Source organism: Providencia sp. PROV_01 (assembly GCF_053098325.1).
This window is the reverse complement of the sequence record NZ_JBRFKD010000002.1, coordinates 3,944,652-3,964,400: the sequence shown is the minus strand read 5'-3', so window position 1 is coordinate 3,964,400 and position 19,749 is coordinate 3,944,652. Positions and strand designations below refer to the sequence as shown.

The window sequence follows — 19,749 nt, the reverse complement described above, 5'->3', positions numbered from 1 at the left end:
TCCTTATTTTATCAATTAAACCAGCTGCTTACGCTGGTTAGAGGGCGGAATGGATAACGATTCTCGATACTTAGCAACAGTTCTGCGAGCGACTTGAATGCCTTGTTCTGCCAGCATACTCGTCAATTTACTGTCACTCAATGGTTTTGCTGGGTTTTCAGCAGCAACCAGTTTTTTCACCAATGCTCGAATTGCGGTTGAGGAGGCTTCGCCACCTGTGTCCGTATTAACATGGCTGGAGAAAAAATACTTCAACTCAAAAATGCCTCGTGGACTATGGAGAAACTTTTGAGTTGTTACTCGTGAGATGGTTGATTCATGCATGTCCACTTGATAGGCGATATCGGCCAGTATCATCGGTTTCATATATTCCTCACCCAGCTCAAAGAATTCTTGTTGCTGTTCTACAATACAAGTCGCGACTTTTAAGAGTGTCTCGTGGCGGCTTTCAAGGCTTTTAATCAACCATTTTGCATCTTGCAGATGACTACGAATATATTGCGAGTCATCTTCATTTGCTGAATTATTTAGCATCGAAGCATAATGGTTATTAATACTTAGTTTAGGGATGCTATCTGTATTTAACTCAACTTGCCAGTGCCCAGCAATTTTTTTCACTAAAACATCAGGAATGACGTATTCTGATTCCCCAGTATTGATGGATTGGCCGGGTTTTGGATTCAGCGTTAAAATCAGGTCTATCGCGGTTTTTAGTGCATCTTCTTTTAAGCGAGTTAATTTACTCAGCTGGCGAAAATCACGGTTAGCCAGCAAATCAATATGGTTACTAATAATGCGCTTTGCATCTTGTAGCCCATCAGTTTGCTGAGGATACAGCGACAATTGGATTAATAAACACTCTTTTAAATCTTGTGCTGCAACACCCAGCGGGTCGAAATGCTGAATACGCTTTAGGACAGCGATGACTTCTTCTATGCTAATTTCAGGGTTATCAATCCCTTCATGTATATCAGAAATTGCTGTTGTCAGATAACCGGAATCGTCTATTGAATCAATAATGGCAGTAGCGATTGCCCTGTCTGTGTCAGTAAAAGGGGTCAGCTCAGCTTGCCATGTCAAGTAATCTTGCAGCGTTTGTGTCGTTTCACCTTGATAAACAGGCAGTTCATCAAAACTATAATCGTTACTGGTCCCTGACGGTGTTCCTGCAGTATATATTTCATCCCAATCAGCATCTAAAGGGAGCTCATCTGGCATATCATGATTTTCAAGAGCGTCTTTGGTATCGAGTTCACTGGTATCGGTATTTTCATTTAGGGAGTCAATAGATTCGGGCTCGGAATTCAACTCTTCTTGTTCAAGAAGTGGGTTGGTTTCCAAGGCAAGTTGAATTTCTTGCTGAAGCTCAAGTGTAGACAGCTGCAACAAGCGGATAGCTTGCTGCAATTGAGGGGTCATTGCAAGTTGTTGACTGACTCTAAGCTGCAAACTTTGCTTCATGAATCTGTTTTATTCTCCCTAAAAAATGACAACACGATAATTTATAACCGGAAACCTTCACCTAAGTATACACGTTTCACTTGTTCGTTCTCTAAGATCATGGTTGGTGACCCATGCGCAATTAAGTGCCCTTGGCTGACAATATAGGCTCTTTCACACACATCTAAGGTTTCCCGCACATTATGGTCGGTAATTAAAACGCCGAGGCCGTAATCTCTTAAGTGCTGAATGATTTTTTTGATATCTAAGACGGAAATAGGGTCTACACCCGCAAAAGGTTCGTCTAATAAAATAAATTTTGGGTTAGCAGCAAGTGCACGCGCAATTTCCACACGGCGGCGTTCCCCACCGGATAGCGACTGCCCCATACTGTCCCGAAGATGGGTGATACTAAATTCTTCCATCAATTCCTCAGCACGTTCTTTACGTTGCTGGGAGCTCAAATCTTCGCGAATTTCTAACACAGCCATTAAGTTATCATAAACGCTGAGGCGGCGAAAAATTGAGGCTTCTTGAGGAAGATAGCCAATTCCACGACGAGCACGTTCATGCAGTGGTAGAAGGCTGATATCTTCACCATCAATCATAATTTTGCCAGCGTCCCGCTGAACAATACCCACAACCATATAAAAGGTTGTGGTTTTACCGGCACCGTTTGGTCCCAACAAGCCAACGATTTCTCCTGATTTAACTTCCAGGCTGACATCTTCAACGACCTTACGTTTTTTATAGGCTTTAGCTAGATTTTCAGCGGTTAGTGTAGCCATAACAGTTATTTACTCTTACTTGCTGATGAATTTTTATTCGCTGCTGGGCCTTTTTCTTGCAATTGGGCTGGCAGTATTACAGTGGTGACGCGTTTACCTTTATCACTAAATGCTTCCATTTGCTGCGTAGGAACCAAATAGGTAATTTTGTCACCTTGGATATTGCTGTCTAACTGCTCAAGATAAGCATTGCCTGTTAAGGTGACGAGCTGTTTATCGACCTCATAACGGGCTTTGCTGGCATGGCCTTTAATTGGTTTGCCATCATCCTGTAATTGGTAAAAGGTAACCGGGGTACCAAAGGCCTCAATCACAATTTTATCCGAGTCACTACTTGGACGTGTTACAACCACTTTATTGGCTCTGATATCAATAGAACCTTGTTTAATAACAACATCATCAGTAAAGGTGGTGACGTTTTTTTCTAAATCAAGAGATTGTTTGACCGAATTAATCGTCATTGGCTGCTGCGTATCACTTTTTAATGCCATTGCAGGTAGGCTAAGAGCCAAGATTGCACTGGCAACAGCTCCTTGAATAAAACGTTTCTTAGTTACTTGATTCATTTTAATGCTCTTCTGGTTGTAACACATAATGAGTTTTAACATCTTCGATTAATTCAGCCGTTCTTGTACGAAGGTTTCCCTTCATTTTCATACCGGTAGAATTGAGACCTTGTCCAATAATGGTCACTTTATCATCAGATGAAACGTCTTGTGTTGTCAAATTGACAACTGCACTCTCAGTTGTAATTCGTTGGATCTGCGAGTCTTTGGTTAAGCTATCAACCTGAACATCGCTATATAAATAGAGAATTCTATCGTTCGTTAACCTAGCCTTGAAAGCCTTAACCGTCCAAGTTGGCTCGCCCGCTTCGTTATAAGTGGTTAGAACCGGTTTTGAAAACCACGTGATTTTTCCTTCAGTGTAGTTATCTATTTTATCTGAAACGAGTTTATACGCTAAATTACCCGTTGGATTATAGACAAAAGTCACTGAATCATCAGTTTGATAATTAGGTTGACCATCATTAATTACTTTATCCTCTTGGTTGTCAGAATCACTACCTGCTAAATTCCAGCCGATAAGCCCTAATACAACCAAGGATAAAATAATAATTAACCACTTCTTCGCATTGCTCATGAATTCAATCTATTCGTTATATTGATAAACCTTTTGCTTCTTCCAGTTTGCCTTGAGAAAGCAAAATAAGGTCACAAAGTTCGCGGACTGCGCCTTTTCCTCCGCCAATGCGAGTCACATAATCCGCTCGCGGTAATAACAAAGGATGGGCATCCGCGACGGCGACGGATAAGCCTACTTTAGCCATAACAGGCCAGTCAATCAGATCGTCCCCAATATAAGCTATTTCTTCAGCTGATAATTGTAGTGTATCTAACAGTTCGTGATACGCCAAAAGCTTATCGCTTTGACCTTGGTAAAGATATGTAATGCCTAATGTTTGGGCCCTATCTTCAAGAAGCTTCGCTTTTCTTCCTGTAATGATGGCGACCTCAATACCGGAAGTTAATAAGCAACGTATCCCATAGCCGTCACGGACATTAAAGGCTTTGAGTTCTTCGCCATTATTTCCCATATAGACCAAGCCATCAGACATGACACCATCAACATCGCAGATCAATAATTTGATTTTTTCTGCTTTGGTTAAAACAGTATTGGCAACAGGGCCATAGCAGGTTTCCAACAAGGTAGACGTCATGGTATTTCCTTATGTTATACAACACCTGCTTGAAGCAGATCATGCATATGTAGCACACCAACTAATTTGTTATCATTTGCAACTAATAACGAAGTCACATGCCGAGATTGCATTAAATTAAGCGCTTCAACCGCTAACATGGTTGGTGATACTCGAATTCCACCGGGGGTCATTAAATCAGCAATTTTAGCGTTATTCAGGTCGATTCCCATATCAAAGATACGGCGTAAATCCCCATCAGTGAAAATACCTTCAATATTCATATCATCATCACAAATAACGGTCATACCCAGTTTTTTGCGGGTAATTTCCACTAAAGCCTCGCGTAAAGACGCACTTTTAGGAATATGGGGGATTTCATCACCCGTATTCATTAAATCACGAACGAGGAGTAAAAGTTTGCGCCCAAGTGCGCCACCCGGATGCGAAAGTGCGAAATCATTCGCAGTGAAGCCGCGGGCGGTTAATAAGGCTATCGCTAATGCATCTCCCATCACGAGTGTAGCTGTTGTACTCGTGGTAGGAGCAAGCCCCAATGGACAGGCTTCTTGAGGGACTTTGATACATAAATGAACATCTGCATATTTTCCCATATTACTTTCAGGGTTGTTAGTCATACAGATTAAAGGCACTTTAATTCTTTTTAAAACAGGAAGTAAGGCTAAAATTTCTCCTGACTCACCAGAATTTGAAATGGCTAACACAACATCGTTATGAGTAATCATCCCAAGGTCACCGTGACTGGCCTCTCCCGGATGAACAAAAAATGATGGTGTTCCTGTACTCGCTAGTGTGGCGGCAATTTTACGGCCAATATGCCCCGATTTCCCCATTCCCATTACGACGACTTTACCTTCACAGTTAAAAATGAGCTGGCAAGCGCGGTCAAAGTCAGTATTGATATATTGTTCTAGGTTTTTTAAACCTTCGTGTTCGATATGGAGAACTTCTTTACCTACTTTCTGAAAATCGAAGTTTGACATTTCTAGTTCCATGCGTAGCTTTTAAGTTAATCGGATTAGCGAAATTAAATTGTATAACGAATACTTGGTATCAGTAAGTATTTTGTCAGTTAAGCTATTTTTAATGTTAGTTTTATACTTAATGAGTATTTTTCGGGACTTCGATGTAGAATTTAATACGTACAAGACGATTTCATTAGCATCTTGAACCAAAAATGGATAGGCAAATTCGAGTATCCTCAAGCTAGGTAAATCACAACATTCTAAGAGCTATCTGCTGTTAATAGTGAAAGCTTTTGCTGACTATAAGTAAATTATATTGTTTTTTCTCTGTTATCTGAAGGTAAAAACAGGGTTGTAACACTAAAAGTCATATTTTCAACGCTATAATACTATAAATTCTATTTTGTTGTGATATTTGACGATTTTCAGTTTATCTTTCGGTAACATCTGAACGGATAAAAATATTTACGCGTGGTGTATAACGAGTTATTTAACAATGCAAGCACAGACAGACAACTTAATTGAAGTACGGAACATGTCCTTTACTCGTGGAAGCCGGAAAATATTTGAAAATATTAATCTGGCGGTTCCTCGTGGAAAAATTACGGCAATTATGGGGCCATCAGGGATTGGTAAAACCACATTACTGCGCTTGATTGGTGGGCAATTACGGCCAAATGAAGGTGAAATTTGGTTTGATGGCGACAATATTCCAGCGCTGTCACGCTCAAAGCTGTATCAATCTCGTAAAAAGATGAGCATGCTGTTTCAATCCGGGGCGTTATTCACGGATATGAACGTATTTAATAACGTGGCTTTCCCTCTACGTGAGCACACTAACTTGCCAGAATCGCTGATTCATACGACGGTGATGATGAAACTAGAGGCGGTTGGTTTACGTGGCGCTGCTCAATTAATGCCATCTGAGTTGTCAGGAGGTATGGCACGGCGTGCTGCGTTAGCACGTGCTATCGCGCTTGACCCAGATTTAATCATGTTTGATGAACCTTTTGTCGGCCAAGATCCGATTACTATGGGTGTTTTGGTTAAATTGATTGATGAGCTTAATCAAGCGCTGGGTGTCACCTGTGTCGTGGTTTCCCATGATGTTCCAGAGGTATTGAGTATCGCAGATAATGCTTATATTGTTGCGCAGCAGCATGTCATTGCTCAGGGAACGGGTGAAGAATTGCGAGAAAACCAAGACCCTCGTGTACGACAATTCCTTGATGGCATTGCTGATGGGCCTGTTCCATTCCGTTTTCCCGCCAATGATTATCTGGCTGATTTATTAGGGTAAAATAAAATGATATTAAAGGCGATAGCAGGCTTCGGACGCCGATGGATTGATATATTTTCCGCGTTTGGTCGAGCAGGTTACATGCTGTTTCGCGCCTTACTCGGTAAACCAGAGTTTCGTAAACAATGGCCATTACTGATGAAGCAATTGTACGCCATTGGTGTGCAATCATTGCTGATCATTGCTGTCTCTGGGTTATTTATTGGGATGGTTTTGGGGTTACAAGGCTATTTGGTTCTCACGACGTTTAGTGCTGAAGCTAGCTTAGGTATGATGGTGGCGCTTTCACTATTGCGTGAGTTAGGCCCTGTTGTAACCGCATTGTTGTTTGCTGGACGAGCGGGCTCTGCATTAACTGCTGAAATTGGCTTAATGAAAGCGACAGAACAAATTTCTAGCCTTGAAATGATGGCGGTTGACCCTCTAAGGCGCGTTATCGCGCCACGTTTTTGGGCTGGTTTTATTAGTATGCCGTTGTTATCTCTAATTTTTGTTGCTGTCGGTATTTTAGGTGGCGCACTAGTTGGGGTTGACTGGAAGGGGATTGATGAAGGCTTTTTCTGGGCTTCAATGCAATCTTCCGTTGATTGGCGGCTAGATTTAGTAAACTGTGTGATTAAAAGCTTAGTCTTTGCTATCACAGTTACTTGGATCGCATTATTTAATGGCTATGATGCCATCCCAACTTCGGAGGGGATAAGCCAAGCTACAACAAGAACAGTTGTGCATGCGTCATTGTCTGTTTTAGGACTGGATTTCGTACTTACCGCACTGATGTTTGGGAACTAAGTCATGCAAAGTAAAAAAAGTGAAATATGGGTTGGTTGTTTTATGTTGCTGGCGATTGCCGCAATTATCTTTTTGTGTTTAAAAGTCGCTGATTTAAAATCGATAGGAAGCCAATCCACCTATCAAATTTCAGCATCTTTTGAAAATATTGGTGGCTTAAAAGAAGGCTCGCCAATCAAAGTGGGTGGTGTGGTGATTGGTCGAGTTGCCAGTATCACGCTAGATAAAAAGAACTATGTTCCTGAAGTTAAAATTGATTTATTGAGTGAATACGACAATATTCCTGATTCGAGCTCACTATCAATTCGGACGTCAGGGTTGTTGGGAGAACAATATATTGCGATGAATATTGGTCCAGATGACGAAGAATTAGGTATCGCAATCTTAAAAAATGGCGGGCGTCTTGAAGATACTAAGCCGGCTATGGTATTAGAAGACTTAATTGGCCAGTTTTTATATAAAAGTGGTGATAGCCAAGGTGCAGAGCCAGAGTCAACTGCACAGTAATTTGGTGTTCCCTTTGAAGAATAAAGGAATGAATTATGTTTAAACGTTTAATGATGGTTGCTATGTTGGCAATCGCGCCATTTGCCATGGCAGTAGACCAAACCAACCCTTATAAATTAATGGATGAAGCGGCGGCGAAAACGTTTAACCGCTTGAAATCAGAGCAACCGAAAATTAAGCAAGACCCCGAGTATCTTAGAACAATTGTTCGTGAGGAATTATTACCTTATGTACAAGTTAAATATGCAGGGGCTTTGGTGTTAGGAACCTATTATAAAGGGGCAACTCCAGCACAGCGTGAGGCTTATTTCAACGCATTTGAAGATTACCTCGAACAAGTCTATGGTCAAGCATTGGCAATGTACCATGGCCAAACGTATCAAATAGCCCCAGAGCAACCGTTGGGAGATAAAAACATTGTCGCCATTCGCGTGACTATTGTTGATACCAACGGCCGTCCTCCCGTCCGTTTAGATTTCCAATGGCGTAAAAATAGTAAAACAGGTTACTGGCAAGCTTACGACATGATTGCAGAAGGCGTGAGTATGATCACGACTAAGCAAAATGAGTGGGGTGATATTTTACGTAAGCAAGGTGTCGATGGCTTAACAAAACAGTTAGAAATCAGTGCAAAAGCGCCAATTACTTTAGAAGAGAAAAAGTAATATGAGTCAGTTGTTAGCATGGGAACTCAATGAAACAACACTTTATCTCACCGGGACGTTAGACCGTGATTCGCTAATGTCGTTTTGGGATAAAAAAGACTCATCGCTGGAACGCATTGAAAATATAGATGTTTCTGGTCTAAAACATGTTGACTCAACAGGGTTGGCGATGCTAGTTCGCTTAAAAGGTGAATTCCAAGCTAAAAACCGTTCACTGAATATAACCGGTGTCAGTGATAACTTGAACACATTGATTGAGCTATACGGGGTTCAAGGGGTTATCCTCAATTAGGTTAAATATCCTAAATTGGGTCAAGTTATGTAAAAATAAGCGCCTCTATGTGCTTTTCGGCACGAGAGGCGTTTTCTTTGGTTTAAGTGTTAAGCCTAATCCTTTAGGATAGAGGATTGAGCTCTGACTGTTCTTATTGCGATGCCTCTGTATGCTATGCATGCAATTTGCACTATTTAGAGTAAAATTATAAATCACAAATAATTAATAAATTGAGTCATTATGGATACCAACGAAATTAAGCAAGTATTGATGGAAAAATTGTCTCTGAATGAGGCTATTGTTACTGGTGATGGTAGCCACTTTCAGGTTATCGCGGTCGGTGACATGTTTGACGGTATGAGCCGTGTTAAGCAACAGCAAGCAATTTATGCGCCTTTAATGGAGTATATTGCGGATAACCGCATTCATGCTTTGTCTATTAAAGCGTACACCCCTGCGCAATGGGAGCGCGATCGTAAACTTAGTGGCCTTTGATTACAAAGCCTAAGCGAACAGACTGTAAAATTCGACATACGAGAATACTTGAATGGATAAGTTTTTAGTTAAAGGACCAACCCGCTTACAGGGTGAGGTCACTATATCTGGCGCAAAAAATGCGGCATTACCAATTCTGTTCGCTGCTCTGTTGGCTGAAGAGCCAGTAGAAATACAGAATGTCCCTCATTTGAGGGATATCGACACAACGATTAAATTACTGAATCAACTTGGTACTAAAGTACAACGCAATGGCTCAGTGTACGTCGATGCAAGCACTGTAACGACATACTGTGCACCTTATGACCTTGTTAAAACCATGCGTGCATCCATTTGGGCTTTGGCGCCATTGGTCGCTCGTTTTGGTCATGGTGAAGTTTCTTTACCAGGCGGCTGTGCTATCGGTGCTCGTCCAGTTGATTTACATATTTCAGGTTTAGAGCAATTAGGCGCAAAGATTGCTTTAGAAGATGGTTATGTAAAAGCAACGGTCGATGGCCGCTTAAAAGGTGCTTGCATTGTGATGGATAAAGTCAGTGTGGGTGCGACAGTCTCTATTATGACGGCTGCGACTTTAGCTGAAGGAACCACAACAATTGAAAATGCGGCACGTGAACCTGAAATTGAAGATACTGCTAATTTCTTAAATACCCTTGGTGCAAAAATTACGGGTGCAGGGACTGACCGTATTGTTATTGAAGGTGTTGAACGTTTAGGTGGGGGTGTTTATAAAGTACTACCTGACCGTATTGAAACGGGAACATTTTTAATTGCAGCCGCGGTTTCGCGCGGCAAGGTTATCTGTCGTAATGCTCGTCCAGACACTTTAGATGCGGTGTTAGCTAAATTGCGTGAAGCAGGAGCTAAAATTGAAATTGGTGATGACTGGATTAGCCTAGATATGGAAGGCAAACGCCCGAAAGCAGTGACATTACGTACGGCGCCACACCCAGGGTTCCCAACGGATATGCAAGCACAGTTTAGCTTACTTAATCTTGTTGCTGATGGTGCTGGCATGATCACTGAAACGATTTTTGAGAATCGTTTTATGCATATCCCTGAGCTAATCCGTATGGGTGCTCATGCTGAAATTGAAAGTAATACTGTGTTATGTCATGGTGTTGAAAAATTAACCAGTGCACAGGTGATGGCAACGGATTTACGAGCTTCTGCGAGTTTAGTTATAGCGGGTTGTATTGCGGAAGGGACAACGACAGTTGACCGTATTTATCATATTGACCGTGGCTATGAGCATATCGAAGATAAACTACGTGGTTTAGGTGCTGATATTCAGCGCGTGCACTCAGATGATTAATACCTTGATAAGGTAAATAGGCTGGTGGCTTTATTTACCCATTCGATGAATCAAAAAAGGTTGTTCGATATCGAACAACCTTTTTTATGCAAATGTATTTCTAATGATTACCCAGCCGGTTCTTCAGGAATTTCTTCGATAATCACATCAATATTTTTAATTTCGCCATCTCGTAAAATTTGTACTGCCGTTTTACTTCCGGGACGGATTTCTGCAACTAAATCCATAGTTTCCGCGGCTGAAATAGCCGGTTTACCATCAACCGATAAAATAATATCCCCTTGCAGTATACCAGCCTTAGCCGCTGGCCCATTTGGGGCAACTTGGAAAACCCGTAAGCCTTGTATTTGATTGATATTATTGTTATTTGACCTAATTTGAGGCAATTCGCGTGCGGTAATACCAATATAACCGCGGATCACTCGGCCATCACGAATTAGCTTATCCATGATTTTGGTGGCTAGTGCGGTAGGAATAGCAAAGCTTAGCCCTTCAGAACTAATGCCTTGACCTGCAGTGAAAGAAAGCGTGTTGATGCCTACTAACTCACCTTCGGTATTAATTAATGCTCCGCCAGAGTTACCTGAGTTGATTGAGGCGTCGGTTTGAAGAAAGTTTTGTCGGCGAGTAGAGCTTAACCCAACACGACCTGTCGCACTGATAATCCCCTGAGTAACGGTTTGACCTATGTTATAAGGATTTCCAATTGCCAGTACGACATCACCAACATGAGTGACTCGTTGCGTATTAATTGGAATAACAGGTAAGTTATCGGCATCAATTTTCAATACGGCGAGGTCAGTCAATGGGTCTGAGCCAACTAGGAGGGCATCAAAAATAGCACCATCTTGTAAAGCTACTAAAATTTGGTCTGGGTTATCAACCACATGTTTATTCGTGATGATGTAGCCATTTTGGCTCATGATCACACCTGAACCGAGGGATTTTAATTCACGTCCTGATTGAGAAAAACTGCCTTTTGAACTGCTATAAACATAGACCACTGCAGGTGCAGCACGACGTACCGCTTTATTATAACTGACGGGCTCACTATTTGTTTTACCATATAATAAGTCGGCTAAACCTTGAGGGCGCAAAGAAGGAACCGCAACGATAATAATCAATGCAGTCAACAGGCCAAGCATGACAGATAAAGTTAGCTTCTTCACCATAGGATATAGAATATTTAGTTATTGCTTAAACATGTTCAGAGCATAACATAAAAAAACAGGTACAGCAGAGTGATACTGTACCTGTTTTATTGGTTTTCAGATGGTTTTTGATGAATTAATTTCTCATCAGTAAATATAAGGTTTCACCATCACGCAATACTTTCATGGCTAATACCGGAGGTTTAGCATCGATAATCTTACGGAATTGTTCAATCGTCTCAACACGAGCGTCATTGACACCAAAGATTAAATCGCCTTTTACTAGGCCAATGGCAGCCGCCGGTGATTTAGGCGCGACGCTATCAACTTGAACACCTTTGGTGTTGCTTACCGTTGCATTCGAAATCGTTGCACCTAATAAAGATTCACTCAATTTTTCGGCTTTAGTTGCAGAGCCTTCGTCGTTCTCGAGAACCACTTTGACTTCCATTGGTTTACCTGAGCGAATCAAGCCAATAGTAATTTCTTTACCAATTTGGCTAGTACCGATTTTAGCTCTTAACTCTGCAAAGCTATTAATACGTTTACCATCAACAGAGACTAAAACGTCACCGGATTTAATGCCTGCTTTAGCTGCGGATGATTTAGGTAAAACTTCGCTCACGAAAGCGCCACGCTGTGCATCAATATTGAATGCTTTAGCGATATCGGAGTTCATTTCAGTACCTTTGATACCTAAGATCCCGCGTTTTACTTCACCATGCTTAATTAACTGCTCGCTAAGGTTTTTAGCCATATTACTTGGGATCGCGAAGCCGATACCGATATTACCGCCGCCAGGTGCTAAGATTGCGGTATTGATACCGATTAATTCACCGTTTAGGTTAACGAGTGCGCCACCAGAGTTACCACGGTTAATGGAAGCATCGGTCTGGATAAAGTTTTCTAGACCTTCAAGGTTCAAACCGCTACGGCCTAATGCGGAGATAATGCCTGATGTCGCTGTTTGCCCTAAACCAAATGGGTTACCGACGGCAACCGCAAAATCACCCACACGTAATTTGTCGGAGTCTGCAATACTAACAGCTGTTAAGTTTTTGATATCTTTTGCATTACTGATTTTCAATAACGCGATATCTGTTTGCGGGTCTTTACCAATTAAGTTAACGGCAATTTCACGGCCATCATTTAATTGAATTTGAATTTTGTCAGCGCCATCAATAACATGGTTATTGGTTAAAATATAACCTTGCTGAGCATCAATAATGACCCCCGAACCTAAGCCTTCAAATGGACGTACGCTTTGTTGCTGTTGTGGTACATTTGGGCCAAAAAAGAATTTAAGTTCTTCTGGAATTTGCTGGTTTTGTACGCGCGTACCCGACACGTGAATATTAACTACAGCAGGCAATACTTTTTCAAGCATTGGAGCTAAGCTAGGCATGTTCTGGCTTTGTGCTGTTGCAGGTAAAGTTGCAGGTAATGCTGCGCTACTTACGGCAGGGATAGCCGCTAAAGATAAACCTAAACTCATTGCTACCGCGGTAAGAAAAAAGTTTTTTCTTTTCATAATTTAGTCGATTCTCTCAAGAATAAATTATCAACTCATTGTAGATACAATTTTAGAATAAACACAATGCGTTGAGATAATATTGGTTGGTATCAGATTCAATTTTACTGATGACTATGACTACCGATTATGCGCAAAAGTTCCCCTTACGGGTAGCGAATATCCACTCTTTTACATCTATTTACATGCAACTTAAGTGAAACCATAACTTCTATACAGTAGGTAAATAAATTATTAATTTATATTTGGATGGAAATCTTGTTCAGAATTATTAAATAAAAATTTAATCATGAAAGATACACGGAAAGCGACTAAATTTAGTGTATTTGGTAGAAAATCACCAGTAAGTGGTGCTTACTGGTGATAAAAGATAAAAACTTACTTCTCTTTCTCTTCGATAGGCCTGAAAAGACCCGATGCACCATCTGAGTAATCTCTTGGTGGCATTTTAACTGGCGCTTGATCGTTATCTGCTTCAGATTCGGTTAAACGATAGTTAAATGGGTTGTCTTGCGCTGGCATATCAGGCATTAATTCAGACGAACTTTGTGCCATGTGTTGATAAAGCTGACGGTAATCACGCGCCATTTTATCCAATAATTCTGCGCTACGAGCAAAATGGCTCACAAGCTCTTTACGGTACTCTTCAAGTTCAGTACTTTTTTTGTCTAGCTCAGCCTGCGCTGTTTTTTGCTGGCGAAGCTTTGGGTTGCCATAGCGCACAACTAATGCACCGATGATAAAACCCACAATCAATCCGATTAATGCATACTCCCAGGTCATGCTGACTCCTTCATTACTTCAATGTTCACAGATTCAATGTTCGCAGAAACGTAGTGTTGTTACCGTTACTATACCTTAAATAATTCAAGTTGCATGTAAGCGTCAAGTAAAGCGTCTTAACATATTGTAATTTGACTAGTTAAGTGATGACAAAATCGACAAGCTTTGAATTAGACAGGCTAAATTAGTCAACAACTTATTAAGATATTAAGAGTGGAATCTTAAATCGAATTTCCTTACTCTATAGCGGCTCGTTAACCGAAAGTTAAATGATAACTGAATCTGGTTATAATAAAGGCAGTGTATATCAAATAACGGTAAAAAAACCGAAAAATTTTTAAGGATTATTCAGTTAATGTCGCCGATGACCCCTATAATGCGTTATCAACAAGCGCTAGCTGATGGAAACTATCAGCCAGATGACGTACAAAAGCTCGCTGTAGAACGCCTAGATAAAATATATCAGCAGCTTGTTGATGCAACCTCTTCCACTTTACAAGATAAGCCTTCAGGTTTAAAGCAGCGCTTTAACCGCCTTCTAGGTAAAACGTCAACAGTACCGGTTGTCCCCATACAAGGGCTATATATGTGGGGCGGGGTGGGGCGTGGAAAGACGTGGCTAATGGATATGTTTTATGAAAGTTTACCGGGTACGCGTAAACTTCGCTTACATTTTCATCGCTTTATGAAAAAAGTACAAGAAGATTTGATGGCACTGCAAGGGCAAGAGAACCCACTAGATATCATTGCGGATGAGTTTAAAAAACAAACAGATGTCTTGTGTTTTGATGAATTTTTTGTGTCAGATATTACAGACGCTATGATCCTAGGCACTTTACTAGAAGGGCTCTTTGCTCGGGGCATCACTCTTGTCGCCACTTCAAATATCATCCCTGATAATCTTTATCGAAATGGCTTGCAGCGGGCACGTTTTTTACCTGCGATTGAGCAAATTAAAAAATACTGTGATGTGATGAATGTCGATGCAGGTATTGATTACCGTTTAAGAACTTTAACGCAAGCACATTTATTTTTATCGCCAATTAACCATGAAAACCGACAACATCTTGATGAGGTGTTTGTGAAATTGGCAGGAAAAGAAGGTGAGGTGAACCCTGTTTTAGAGGTTAACCACCGAAAAATGCCCGTTATCCGTGCTGCAGAAGGTGTTCTTGCGATAGGCTTCAAAGTATTGTGTGAGGAGCCTCGTAGTCAAAATGACTATATTTACCTGTCCAACTGTTATCACACCGTCTTACTGTACGATGTACCTGTGATGGGAACCAACGATGAAAACCCGGCTCGGCGGTTTTTAGCGTTAATTGATGAGTTTTACGAACGAAAAGTTAAATTAGTGATTAACGCTGAAGTGCCAATGGAATCGCTGTATCAGGGGCAATTGTTAGCATTCGAATACCAACGTTGCTTATCTCGATTGCAAGAAATGCAAAGTGAAGAGTACCTGAAAATACCGCATTTAACTTAAGGTTAACGATAAAACCGAGTTGTTAGCGAACAAATCATCTAAATCGCATAATTTAAATACAAGATGCGATGTTTATTTGAGCAAACGTAAAAAAAATGCATTTGGGGTCGATTTTTGTTTCTGACTTCTCTATAATCTTGCGACCCCACGTTACAGCGTTGTTTTTTATTTCCCAAAAAATAACGCATTAATGCCAGTTAGGCTGCTCGAAGGGGTAGGTTTACTGGACAAAGAGTCGTGTGAACCTCAGAAAGCTTATGAACATGAGTGTTCACCAACGTGTAACTTCAATATTGGGTAAGTTTTAATGAAAACTTTTACAGCTAAACCAGAGACCGTAAAACGCGACTGGTACGTTGTTGATGCAGATGGCAAAACTTTAGGCCGTCTTGCAACTGAAATTGCTAGCCGTCTGCGCGGTAAGCATAAAGCGGAATATACTCCGCACGTGGATACTGGTGATTACATCATCGTTCTGAATGCAGAAAAAATTGCTGTTACCGGCAATAAACGCGAAGACAAAATCTACTATCGCCATACTGGCCATGTAGGTGGAATCAAGCAAGCAACTTTCGAAGAAATGATTGCTCGCAGTCCTGAGCGTGTGCTTGAAATCGCGGTTAAAGGCATGTTGCCAAAAGGACCTCTGGGTCGTGCAATGTACCGTAAACTGAAAGTTTACGCAGGTAATGAGCACAACCACGCGGCTCAACAACCGCAAGTTCTTGACATTTAATCGGGATTATAGCAATGGCTGAAAATCAATACTACGGCACTGGTCGCCGCAAAAGCTCATCTGCTCGTGTCTTTATTAAGCCGGGTAGCGGTAACATCACAATCAATCAACGTACACTGGAACAATACTTTGGTCGCGAAACTGCGCGCATGGTAGTTCGTCAGCCGTTAGAATTGGTTGAAATGTTGGAAAAACTGGATCTGTACATCACTGTTAAAGGTGGTGGTATTTCAGGTCAGGCAGGCGCAATCCGTCACGGTATTACACGTGCACTGATGGCTTATGATGAGACTCTTCGTTCTGATCTGCGTAAAGCTGGTTTCGTTACCCGTGATGCGCGTTCTGTTGAACGTAAAAAAGTGGGTCTGCGCAAAGCACGTCGTCGTCCACAGTTCTCCAAACGTTAATTTATTACCCTTTGGGTATAAAATTGATGAAAAAACCCGTCTTATGGCGGGTTTTTTATTGCCTATTGTTTTACTTACATTTTTATTATTTATGACAGGTAACAGTGTCTAATTATGACTCTTTATAAAAGAACGAATATAATCTAAAGTTAAACATCATAATTTAGTCTAAAATAATCACTAGTGAGCGATACTGAGATACTTTAATTAAACATAGTCCAAACTATAGAGTTAACTTTAAGGTTTTTATTCTGTATTTTTTGTTTTTATATTGCCATAACTCTAAATTTTTTACTATTTTATCCTTAAAATGAAATAAATCTATGATTTTTTCGATGTAGCCCCCCTAAGTTGTACAAAATCTGTTAGAATACGCCCCTGTTTTTTTATTTCGCATTTCTCGCCTTTACTGTGCGGGAGGGTTGTGTTGACTTCCAATATGGATAAATGAAAGTTAAACACAGGGGATTTTAAAATGGGTAATGGGTAATTAAAAATTAATTACATTTCGTCCATTTTGTATTTTGGAGGTTTTAATGGCTGTCGCTCCTAATAAACGCTCGGTAATGACATTGTTCTCTGGCCCTACTGACATTTTTAGCCATCAGGTACGGATTGTTCTGGCTGAAAAAGGGGTAAGTGTTGAAATTGAACATGTTGAACCCGGTCATCTGCCTCAAGATCTGATCGATCTCAACCCATACCAGAGTGTTCCAACATTAGTCGATCGTGACCTGACTCTCTATGACCCACACATTATCATGGAATATCTTGATGAGCGTTTTCCTCATCCACCATTAATGCCTGTTTACCCAGTTGCACGTGGGACGAGTCGTCAATTGATGCACCGTATTCAAAGCGATTGGTATTCATTAATGAGCAAAATAGAGAACGGTAGTGCGCAAGAGGCAGCAAATGCCCGCCGTCAACTATCTGAAGAGCTGATCGCGGTTTCACCTGTTTTTGCTGAAATGGAATTCTTCATGAGCGAAGAATTTAGTCTCGTAGATTGCTATTTAGCGCCGTTACTATGGCGTTTACCTGTACTTGGTATTGAATTGAACCCATCTAGTAGCAAATACTTGCAGTTGTATATGCAACGTGTATTTGCACGTGACGCATTTTTAGCATCGTTGACTGAATCTGAGCGCGAAATGCGTTTGTCTACAAGAGGCTAAAAGAATGATGGAAATGACAGCAATGTCACCACGTCGCCCTTATTTGTTACGCGCTCACTATGAGTGGTTGCTCGATAACGATATGACTCCGCATTTGGTGGTTGATGTCACCGTTCCTGCTGTTAACGTTCCTATGGAATTTGCTCGTGATGGGCAAATTGTATTGAATGTTGCGCCAAGAGCTGTTGGTAATTTTGAAATAACCAATGAAGAAGTGCGTTTTAATGCTCGCTTTGGTGGAATACCTCGCCAAGTTTATGTCCCAATGGCCGCAATTATGGCGGTATATGCACGTGAAAATGGGGCTGGAATGATGTTTGAGCCTGAAGCTGCGTATGATGCAGAGTTATCAGCAGGTTTTGAACAAGTTGAAGAGCTTGAAGACAACATTGCTTTAGTTCATGAAGCTGAATCTGTGGATGAAAATTCACATGAGCCATCAGATGATGAGCCACCGCGGCCACCAAAAGGTCGGCCTTCATTAAGGATTGTCAAATAATCCATTGGTCAGGTTAACAGTATATTAATCAACAGAGGGCAAAACCCTCTGTTTTTTTATATCAATGAGAAATTAAACTTCTAGAAATAATAAAATACCTTCGGCAGCATTACGCCCATCAGCAACAGCAGTCACAACAAGATCTGAGCCTCTGATTATATCCCCTCCGGCAAATACTTTTTCATGAGAAGTTTGAAACGGAAATCGGCTATTACGGTTTGCTAAAATATGACCATACTTATCACGCTTAATTAACGGTTTTTCTAACCAAGTTTGGTTATGAGGGGCAAATCCATAAGCGACAATTATGGTGTCGGTTTCGATAAAAAAGGTTGAATCTTCAAGTGGTTCTACTTGATAACGACCATTTTCTAATTCGCCATTTTGTGTACGAGTGGCATAAACGCCTATAAGTTGTTGCTGCTCATTAACGACAAATTCAGTGACTTGTATATTAAAATGGAACTGAGTGCCTTCTTCTAACGCATTGGCGACTTCTTTTTGTGAGGCTGGCATACTTTGTTCATCTCTACGATAGAGACAGCTAACCTGCTTTGCGCCTTGACGAATAGCGGTACGTACACAATCCATCGCGGTATCTCCACCTCCTAATACGATAACTCTTTTTGAGTGTAAATTAACATAGGGTTCGTTTTTAGAGATGGGAAGTTGCATTAAATGGCGTGTATTTGCGATTAGATAGGGAAGTGCTTCAAAAACGCCCTGAATCGATTTTTTAGGTAAGTTGCCTCGAATTGCTTGGTAAGTACCTGTACCAATAAAAATGGCGTCATAACTGCAAAGAAGCTCATCTAGAGAGACATCTATACCTACCTCGGTATTTAATTGAAATTGAATGCCCATTTCTGTAAATATTTCCCGTCGTTGGATCATCAGTTCCTTTTCTAGCTTAAATGACGGAATACCAAAGGTTAGTAGCCCACCTATTTCAGGGTGCTTATCAAAAACGACGACATTTACACCATTACGAATAAGCACATCGGCGCAAGAAAGACCCGCCGGGCCTGCGCCAACAATGGCGACACGTTTGTTAACGGGGCTAATATGGGAAAGGTTTGGGCGCCACCCCATCGCAAAAGCAGTATCATTAATATACCGCTCAATATGACCGATAGTGATAGAACCAGTTGTATCATTAAGTACACATGCTAATTCGCACAGTTTTTCTTGTGGGCAAACACGCCCACAAATTTCAGGTAAACTATTGGTATGATGAGATAATTCAGCAGCTTCGATAATTTTTCCTTCAGCAGCAAGCCTGAGCCACTTTGATATTGGATTATGTAGTGGGCACCTCCATTCACAAAATGAGCTACCACAAGATAGACAGCGGCTCGCTTGCTGTTGTGCATCGACGGCATTATCGGGCGCATAGATTTCAGTAAACGCTATTTTGCGGATTGCCAGCGCTTTTTTGGGCGGCTCGCGACGTTGGGAACCGAAAATATTTGAATTCATGGCATTCCTTACTGAATTTTGTCTGATTTTACTTGAGATAGCAGGGGCTTTTTCTTTGATTTTAGCGGTCTTGCCCAAGGAACAATAGCGTTATTGTTTTGATTTTTATGTAATTATGATTAAAAACTATCCAAGGTAAATTTTTACTTTATCTAACACAAAGAAAATACCTGATTGTTTTTTATCATTAATAGTAAAAAATGGCTATTGAATGAGCGGGATCGACATTTCGAGTGAATAA

At 41.0% G+C, this 19,749-nt stretch carries 22 protein-coding genes; 12 read left to right on the top strand and 10 right to left on the bottom strand.

The window, feature by feature from the left end:
• Window positions 1-15: 15 nt before the first annotated feature.
• From rpoN to kdsD, 6 genes are read right to left on the bottom strand one after another with little or no spacing between them, the layout of a single operon-like run.
• A complete protein-coding gene (gene rpoN, locus ACU696_RS19210; protein WP_004908258.1) occupies window positions 16-1,461 on the bottom strand; it encodes an RNA polymerase factor sigma-54 in 1,446 nt (481 codons plus the stop codon).
• Window positions 1,462-1,502: 41 nt separating this feature from the next.
• Window positions 1,503-2,228, bottom strand: coding sequence for an LPS export ABC transporter ATP-binding protein (gene lptB, locus ACU696_RS19205; protein ID WP_004908261.1), 726 nt, complete (start codon window positions 2,226-2,228; stop codon window positions 1,503-1,505).
• A 5-nt stretch (window positions 2,229-2,233) separates the two neighbouring features.
• Window positions 2,234-2,794, bottom strand: coding sequence for a lipopolysaccharide ABC transporter substrate-binding protein LptA (gene lptA, locus ACU696_RS19200; RefSeq protein WP_004908264.1), 561 nt, complete (start codon window positions 2,792-2,794; stop codon window positions 2,234-2,236).
• A 1-nt stretch (window position 2,795) separates the two neighbouring features.
• Complete coding sequence (gene lptC, locus ACU696_RS19195; protein ID WP_004908267.1) at window positions 2,796-3,371, bottom strand: LPS export ABC transporter periplasmic protein LptC; 576 nt, start codon at window positions 3,369-3,371, stop codon at window positions 2,796-2,798.
• Between the two features lie 16 nt (window positions 3,372-3,387).
• Window positions 3,388-3,948 carry a 3-deoxy-manno-octulosonate-8-phosphatase KdsC gene (kdsC, locus tag ACU696_RS19190; protein ID WP_004908270.1) on the bottom strand — a complete coding sequence of 187 codons (561 nt, stop codon included), beginning with the start codon at window positions 3,946-3,948 and terminating at the stop codon, window positions 3,388-3,390.
• 14 nt (window positions 3,949-3,962) lie between these two features.
• A complete protein-coding gene (gene kdsD, locus ACU696_RS19185; protein WP_004908272.1) occupies window positions 3,963-4,931 on the bottom strand; it encodes an arabinose-5-phosphate isomerase KdsD in 969 nt (322 codons plus the stop codon).
• Between the two features lie 478 nt (window positions 4,932-5,409).
• Between kdsD and mlaF the strand changes: the two genes are divergently transcribed.
• The 7 genes from mlaF (at window position 5,410) to murA (ending at window position 10,258) form a co-directional block, all read left to right on the top strand.
• Window positions 5,410-6,213 carry a phospholipid ABC transporter ATP-binding protein MlaF gene (mlaF, locus tag ACU696_RS19180; protein ID WP_004908275.1) on the top strand — a complete coding sequence of 268 codons (804 nt, stop codon included), beginning with the start codon at window positions 5,410-5,412 and terminating at the stop codon, window positions 6,211-6,213.
• A 6-nt stretch (window positions 6,214-6,219) separates the two neighbouring features.
• A complete protein-coding gene (gene mlaE, locus ACU696_RS19175) occupies window positions 6,220-7,002 on the top strand; it encodes a lipid asymmetry maintenance ABC transporter permease subunit MlaE (RefSeq protein WP_004908276.1) in 783 nt (260 codons plus the stop codon).
• A 3-nt stretch (window positions 7,003-7,005) separates the two neighbouring features.
• Window positions 7,006-7,509, top strand: a complete 504-nt coding sequence (gene mlaD, locus ACU696_RS19170) for an outer membrane lipid asymmetry maintenance protein MlaD (RefSeq protein ID WP_102137924.1) — start codon at window positions 7,006-7,008, stop codon at window positions 7,507-7,509.
• A gap of 35 nt (window positions 7,510-7,544) precedes the next feature.
• A complete protein-coding gene (gene mlaC / locus ACU696_RS19165) occupies window positions 7,545-8,174 on the top strand; it encodes a phospholipid-binding protein MlaC (protein ID WP_004908281.1) in 630 nt (209 codons plus the stop codon).
• A gap of 1 nt (window position 8,175) precedes the next feature.
• The gene (gene mlaB / locus ACU696_RS19160; protein WP_109911682.1) at window positions 8,176-8,466 is read left to right on the top strand and encodes a lipid asymmetry maintenance protein MlaB; all 291 of its coding nucleotides are present in this window, start codon (window positions 8,176-8,178) and stop codon (window positions 8,464-8,466) included.
• Window positions 8,467-8,688: 222 nt separating this feature from the next.
• Entirely contained in the window at window positions 8,689-8,943 is a 255-nt protein-coding gene (gene ibaG, locus ACU696_RS19155; RefSeq protein ID WP_004258269.1) for a BolA family iron metabolism protein IbaG, read from the top strand.
• Window positions 8,944-8,995: 52 nt separating this feature from the next.
• Window positions 8,996-10,258: a UDP-N-acetylglucosamine 1-carboxyvinyltransferase gene (murA, locus tag ACU696_RS19150; protein WP_115167915.1), complete on the top strand. Its 1,263-nt coding sequence runs from the start codon at window positions 8,996-8,998 to the stop codon at window positions 10,256-10,258.
• A 107-nt stretch (window positions 10,259-10,365) separates the two neighbouring features.
• On the opposite strand, the gene degS is transcribed toward murA, so the two are convergent.
• The 3 genes from degS to zapG all read right to left on the bottom strand — a co-directional run bounded on the left by degS (window position 10,366) and on the right by zapG (window position 13,723).
• The gene (gene degS, locus ACU696_RS19145) at window positions 10,366-11,430 is read right to left on the bottom strand and encodes an outer membrane-stress sensor serine endopeptidase DegS (protein ID WP_209101852.1); all 1,065 of its coding nucleotides are present in this window, start codon (window positions 11,428-11,430) and stop codon (window positions 10,366-10,368) included.
• 115 nt (window positions 11,431-11,545) lie between these two features.
• The gene (locus ACU696_RS19140) at window positions 11,546-12,940 is read right to left on the bottom strand and encodes a Do family serine endopeptidase (protein ID WP_004908295.1); all 1,395 of its coding nucleotides are present in this window, start codon (window positions 12,938-12,940) and stop codon (window positions 11,546-11,548) included.
• Between the two features lie 378 nt (window positions 12,941-13,318).
• Window positions 13,319-13,723 carry a Z-ring associated protein ZapG gene (gene zapG, locus ACU696_RS19135; protein WP_004908297.1) on the bottom strand — a complete coding sequence of 135 codons (405 nt, stop codon included), beginning with the start codon at window positions 13,721-13,723 and terminating at the stop codon, window positions 13,319-13,321.
• Window positions 13,724-14,078: 355 nt separating this feature from the next.
• Here zapG and zapE point away from each other — a divergent pair, with 355 nt between their 5' ends.
• The 5 genes from zapE to sspB all read left to right on the top strand — a co-directional run bounded on the left by zapE (window position 14,079) and on the right by sspB (window position 18,029).
• Window positions 14,079-15,209: a cell division protein ZapE gene (gene zapE, locus ACU696_RS19130; RefSeq protein WP_117162555.1), complete on the top strand. Its 1,131-nt coding sequence runs from the start codon at window positions 14,079-14,081 to the stop codon at window positions 15,207-15,209.
• 307 nt (window positions 15,210-15,516) lie between these two features.
• A complete protein-coding gene (gene rplM, locus ACU696_RS19125; RefSeq protein ID WP_004258237.1) occupies window positions 15,517-15,945 on the top strand; it encodes a 50S ribosomal protein L13 in 429 nt (142 codons plus the stop codon).
• A 14-nt stretch (window positions 15,946-15,959) separates the two neighbouring features.
• Window positions 15,960-16,352 (top strand): 30S ribosomal protein S9, encoded by a 393-nt coding sequence (gene rpsI / locus ACU696_RS19120; protein WP_004258235.1) that lies wholly within the window; start codon window positions 15,960-15,962, stop codon window positions 16,350-16,352.
• 536 nt (window positions 16,353-16,888) lie between these two features.
• Window positions 16,889-17,530: a stringent starvation protein SspA gene (gene sspA, locus ACU696_RS19115; protein ID WP_004908304.1), complete on the top strand. Its 642-nt coding sequence runs from the start codon at window positions 16,889-16,891 to the stop codon at window positions 17,528-17,530.
• Between the two features lie 7 nt (window positions 17,531-17,537).
• Window positions 17,538-18,029, top strand: coding sequence for a ClpXP protease specificity-enhancing factor (gene sspB, locus ACU696_RS19110; RefSeq protein WP_004908309.1), 492 nt, complete (start codon window positions 17,538-17,540; stop codon window positions 18,027-18,029).
• A gap of 72 nt (window positions 18,030-18,101) precedes the next feature.
• On the opposite strand, the gene ACU696_RS19105 is transcribed toward sspB, so the two are convergent.
• Entirely contained in the window at window positions 18,102-19,508 is a 1,407-nt protein-coding gene (locus ACU696_RS19105) for an FAD-dependent oxidoreductase (protein ID WP_447343210.1), read from the bottom strand.
• Window positions 19,509-19,749: the final 241 nt, after the last annotated feature.